This is a genomic window from Zooshikella harenae (assembly GCF_018837975.1).
Classification (GTDB): Bacteria; Pseudomonadota; Gammaproteobacteria; order Pseudomonadales; family Zooshikellaceae; genus Zooshikella; species Zooshikella harenae.
Genome location: NZ_JAGSOY010000139.1, coordinates 1 through 4,948, shown reverse-complemented (window position 1 = coordinate 4,948; position 4,948 = coordinate 1). Strand labels below are relative to the sequence as shown.

The 4,948-nt window shown below is 40.1% G+C and carries 5 protein-coding genes and 1 pseudogene; all 6 read right to left on the bottom strand.

Going from position 1 to position 4,948, the window contains the following annotated elements; genetic code table 11:
- Nucleotides 1–1,047 (bottom strand): annotated as a pseudogene (locus KCG35_RS23610) (calcium-binding protein); the annotation flags it as partial.
- Between the two features lie 542 nt (nucleotides 1,048–1,589).
- Nucleotides 1,590–2,459, bottom strand: coding sequence for a transposase (locus KCG35_RS23605; RefSeq protein ID WP_230409343.1), 870 nt, complete (start codon nucleotides 2,457–2,459; stop codon nucleotides 1,590–1,592).
- 357 nt (nucleotides 2,460–2,816) lie between these two features.
- Nucleotides 2,817–3,251 carry a hypothetical protein gene (locus KCG35_RS23600; RefSeq protein ID WP_215822312.1) on the bottom strand — a complete coding sequence of 145 codons (435 nt, stop codon included), beginning with the start codon at nucleotides 3,249–3,251 and terminating at the stop codon, nucleotides 2,817–2,819.
- The gene (locus tag KCG35_RS23595) at nucleotides 3,208–3,495 is read right to left on the bottom strand and encodes a hypothetical protein (RefSeq protein ID WP_215822311.1); all 288 of its coding nucleotides are present in this window, start codon (nucleotides 3,493–3,495) and stop codon (nucleotides 3,208–3,210) included. Before KCG35_RS23595 ends, KCG35_RS23600 begins: the two co-directional genes overlap by 44 nt.
- A gap of 159 nt (nucleotides 3,496–3,654) precedes the next feature.
- The gene (locus tag KCG35_RS23590; protein WP_215822310.1) at nucleotides 3,655–4,218 is read right to left on the bottom strand and encodes a hypothetical protein; all 564 of its coding nucleotides are present in this window, start codon (nucleotides 4,216–4,218) and stop codon (nucleotides 3,655–3,657) included.
- Between the two features lie 71 nt (nucleotides 4,219–4,289).
- Entirely contained in the window at nucleotides 4,290–4,688 is a 399-nt protein-coding gene (locus tag KCG35_RS23585) for a hypothetical protein (protein WP_215822309.1), read from the bottom strand.
- Nucleotides 4,689–4,948: the final 260 nt, after the last annotated feature.

Here is a 4,948-nt window from a genome sequence, read left to right as displayed (position 1 = left end):
CTCTGCCACCTCACCCGTTACCTCAGATTCAAATAGGCGGATGGTTTCGCCCGCTATGGTTAAAAAGTCAGGTATCGTATCTCGACCAGGAAGGTCCATCTGCACGTTATGTATTAGAAAATGAGCTTCTGTAGCGTCAAGTAATGAAGTTAATTCACCACCTAATTCATCCGCATGAGTAAAGCTGGCACTAAAGCGATCAAATATACCGGAGAGGTTGGTTTCCATTTGCCAACGGCCCACTTTGGCTGTATTTGCAGCTAAGTCGCCAAACCCAAGCAGGAGTGTTGGTTCGGCAGGTTGGTTACCGACATAGCTGGAAATAATGTCAAAGCCAATGGGTAAGCCTTGTTTGTTTTCGACTATGCGTGGCTGTGCCGATTCAATCGCAATATGCTTGGCAATACCTGCACCCGTATTAAGGATTCTTACGCCTAAGGTATAAGGGACTGGAGGCTCTATTTCAGATGTAAAAGCATCATCACCAATCACCTCGCGAGTTAAAAAATAATCTAAGCGCAATTTAGGCTGGGGTTTTACCAGAATAGAATCAGGACTAACATTGACCGTCTGTGACTTTCCTCCATAGGTGTAATTAAGCGTTGCACCCACATAATATAAACGTCCATGCGCAGTCTCTTTTGCAGCCCCAGCCGTAGGGATAATTAACCAGTGAATTTCACCCTTTGACGCTGCGGGAATAATTCCTTGCGCCACTTTACCATCAACTTCCTCTTTTAAATTACTGATGCCGTACTCAATGTCTTTACGAATAAAAAATGCAGCATCACTTTTAGCGCTATCAGAGGTAGCTGTGACTGGATTACCCTCCGCATCATTAAAAAATACGGACACATTGACATCTTCTAAGGCCAGCGTGTCCAAGCTGTTAGTAATGCGCATGGTGGCTTTAAATGCTTGTCGTTCCAGTGTCAGCTCTTGGGCAATCTCTATTTTGACCACAGCACATAAAGGGTCGTCCGCAAAAGTATGCAAACTAATAGACAATGCAACTATGAAAGAAATGAGAAGTGATACAATATGCACAATACTACACCTTACCTGACATGCATATTTCTCCACGTTGTCAAAAACGATTAATTAATATATTTTCCGCTATCATTAATTTTTTACATAATTGAACGTATACTTAAAAATAGCTATAAACTAATGATGATTAATGTTTACACATTAGGTTATGGAAAGTAATTTTTTATAAAAAAAGACCAGTGGCACGGACTATTATGAAATTAAAAGGTATTAAGTTATTTCTATCGGAAAAATATTATGATTTATAAAAATAAGTGTTACTGATTAACTGATCAGGACAACTGCATATGGTGTTTCTAAAGCACCTTTGTTCAAAGCCTGTGTAACGTGCGTTGAACACGCCGTAAATCCTTCCCTGGAGGCTTGGTTGCCGCATCCGTGCGGCAAACAGTTCGACGCACGTTACACAGACTTTGTCTTACCAGACTCCACATTGGCATATTATTATTGTTTATTTAAGTATGATCAGAAGACGGGAGACGGTAAAAAAACAGGCTTTTAAAGTGCTTGAGTTGGCATAGTGTTTTTCAGTCATCAAGCTAGGCATATTGAATGGCGTTTGAAGAAAATAACTGCTGGGCAAGTCTAATGCCTTTGATAAATTTACGTTGCCATTGAGTGGCTGTTTTTTGCATGTTACTTTCTGTACCCATCACATCAATAAAGCGCTTTTCTTTTTGACTCACATAAGCCAATAGTTCATCTTTATTGATATTTAATCGCTCCAATATTGGAGGCTGCTGTTCACTGATCGCGCCCCGTTTGTCATGACGGATAGCCCTTCCTAACCAATCAACCAGTTGCAAATAGTCTTTAAGCGTAAAGGGTATTGTTGTCTTTTTACCCTGCTTTTCAGGGCCTGAAAAACGTAATAAGGGTACGACAGGTAGGGTTTGCTTAGGCAGTTTTGTTTTTCGCACAAAGGTCTGGCTTCGAGGTTTTCTTTTCAGCTGGGGTTTCTGTTTCCGTTTGGCCCAGGCCACCATTCGCGCTTGGATTGACGTAAAGTCCGATGCTTCTGGTATATCAGCGACTCCTGCACGAACAGGGTTTAAATCTACATAACTCATGCAGGTTAATAATGCGGCTTCATCCAATAGTGCCTGACTTTTAAAACGTCCTTCCCAAAAGCGCCCTTTACAACCATCTTCATCATTTGCCCAGCGTGCAATAGGTTCGTTTAAACAGCGCATAAACCAGGATAAATCCGTTAGTCGCTCACGCCATTGCTGAACAATATCATTCACAACATTGGATTCAACGCTATCTAGTTTTGCCCCGGCTAAATAACGTTGAACCATGGGAGGGCCTTTATAGAGCTTTCGCCAGCGACGAATCACTTCATCATCCGTCCACTGCTTTGCTTTTTCCTCATCGATGCGAACCACTAAATGATAGTGATTTGACATCACGGCATAAGCGCAAATATCAATGGCAAAAACCTTGACTAACGCTGTGAGTCGCTCAACCAGCCAGGTTTTTCGGTGATCAAAATTTTGGCCGGTTATCCTGTCATCACCGCATAAAAATGCTCGGCGAACACAGCGACAAATACAATGATAATAGGGTGTATCCTGAACACTGACTAACTGACTAACTGACTAACTGACTAACTGACTAACTGACTAACTGACTAACTGACTAACTGACTAACTGACTAACTGACTTCGTGGCCGTGTCATCCTTAGACCTCCACACAAAGTTGATCAATTTAAAGTCGATATGATAACTCTGCAGGTCTGGTTGATTTTTGATCGATATTAAATCTAGGATGTCCTATTCTTTATTCTCTTTTGTAAGTCATAACATGATTGATTTAACTCCTTGTACATTATAGGATTATATTTTTTGTAGTATTCTAATAACTTTCTTACTGTAGTATTATCACAAGCATAAGAATTATTATTTAATATATCTAAGTAGTTGGCTATAACACCAAAATTTAAATACATCGTTTTATCATAGCCTTTAATGGCTTCTATGTGTTTATTTTCTCTAATCAAAGTTGAAAAATAAATACTATAGGTTAATAGGTTTTCCTCGTTTTCAATATTGGTTATTAATAATAGCTCACTAGCTTCTTTTTTTGCAGCATAAAAGCCTGCAATAAAAAATAAGCATGCAATTAATAAAAAAAACAAAATAATACAGGTTTTTCTAAAAAGGCTCTTTTTTTGATCCTGCTTTATCCCACTCTTCATATGCTGCTCTTTCCTCTGGTGAGAGTTCATCTAATAAACTAGTATTCTCTTTTTTATCGCAATCCTCTTCTTTTTTAGTACTTTTTTTACAGTCTTCTGGATTTAAATCAACACAAGTTACCTGAAATGCTCTAGCACATTTTATGCATTGGTAACGAATGGAAGGACTAGCTTTTAATTTATCACACTTTCCTCCAACATCTAACCATTCATGTACTGCATCCCAGCATTCTTCTGTATTCACACTCTCAAGGTGGTGATTTCGGAGCTCAATACTGAGCCTATACATGCTTCTGTCAACGCTTAACCGTTGCCCTTACGGACAACCGCCCATGACTCGAAGTCTCAGCGGGTCGCTAACCCTTACTGAGTAGAGGAATTTCACCTCCAACCTTTTGCCGGCTTAGCCCGGCGCACTGGATGTCCTATTCTTTGCTTTTTTTTGATGCCTCTTGAAGTTAATATCGTTATTGAACTGCAATATGAGAATTGTGCTTTTCATTCGAAGACAAAAGAACACACTCTCCGATGCAGAAGTGTCAAATTCACCAACCATTTTCAACACTTCTACGTCCCTATCCTCACCCAAAATCATAGAAACCTGCTCCATAACTCTGAAAGATAGATATTTCTGTAAGCTTAATAAGCTATCAGCATTGGTATAAGATGCATCCCTCACAAGATAATGCCGAATTGCGTGTTCTAGATCTCGAATACCACCCTTTAAGTGTTCCATCCCCGAAAAAGTTAAATTAGCCTGGGGTGTAAAAAATTTTCTCAAAGGCAACTCAACAGAAACATTCGGCTCGATTTCAAGAAGATAAGAAAAAGCTGAATAATCTCTTATTTTCCCACTGAATGCTGAAACCCCATTAAGTAAACCATCTAACCGTGCAACCTCTTTTTCTCTTGCTAACCTATCCATATATTTACGCTGAACAATCGCCTCCACAGATATTTCAATCAAAAGGGGACAGCCACTTTTTGATCAAAGTCAAATCTAGGGTGTCCCCTTCTTCCCTCTTGTATTTTGAGTTTTTATTTCAACAAATCGATCTCGCGCAAATTATTCAAGCACTCTTCGTCAACAATTCCCCCCGACCCAACGTTATCGAAGGCATCTTGTATTGCAGATTTAAAAACCTCTAGATCGTGGTCATTCATATCTGCCACATGATGTATCCAGAAAGAACAACCAAAATCATTAAGCACTCTCTGATTGAGCTGACTAAGTGCCTGGTTCGCTTCCTCAGTATCAAAAGCACCTAGAGTTTCGTTGAACTCCTTTATGTAGTCACCAGATAAGTTCATAAACAAAGCATACTGGTCGTACATTGAGACCAACTCTTGATAATTCCGACCCACTGTAAATGAAAGCACCACGGCAACCAGAACTAACAACCATAGGACAAACCTCTTTTTAATTATCGCAGCCACAAGTCTGATCCTTTTTCTTCATACATTCTTGTTTCAAAATTTCACATGGCGCAAGACAGGGAGTACCTGCGATGTAACAACCTGGCCCCATGGCCTTTTTGCAAGCAGACTCAACAGCACTACAAGTGCTTGGAACAGTATTCGTCTTTTTTCTGCTCCCACCACTTGTCAACAGCTTCGTCATAGGGAATATCTTTTGGGATATCGGGGCAAAGCCCTAAGATAATGTCCCAGCGCGAACACCAGGGCAATCGCATATA

What these genes read in the sequence shown, in the direction of transcription:
- KCG35_RS23605 (WP_230409343.1), bottom strand. Translation starts at nt 2,459, where the DNA reads ATGTCAAATCACTATCATTTAGTGGTTCGCATCGATGAGGAAAAAGCA.
- KCG35_RS23600 (WP_215822312.1), bottom strand. Translation starts at nt 3,251, where the DNA reads ATGAAGAGTGGGATAAAGCAGGATCAAAAAAAGAGCCTTTTTAGAAAA.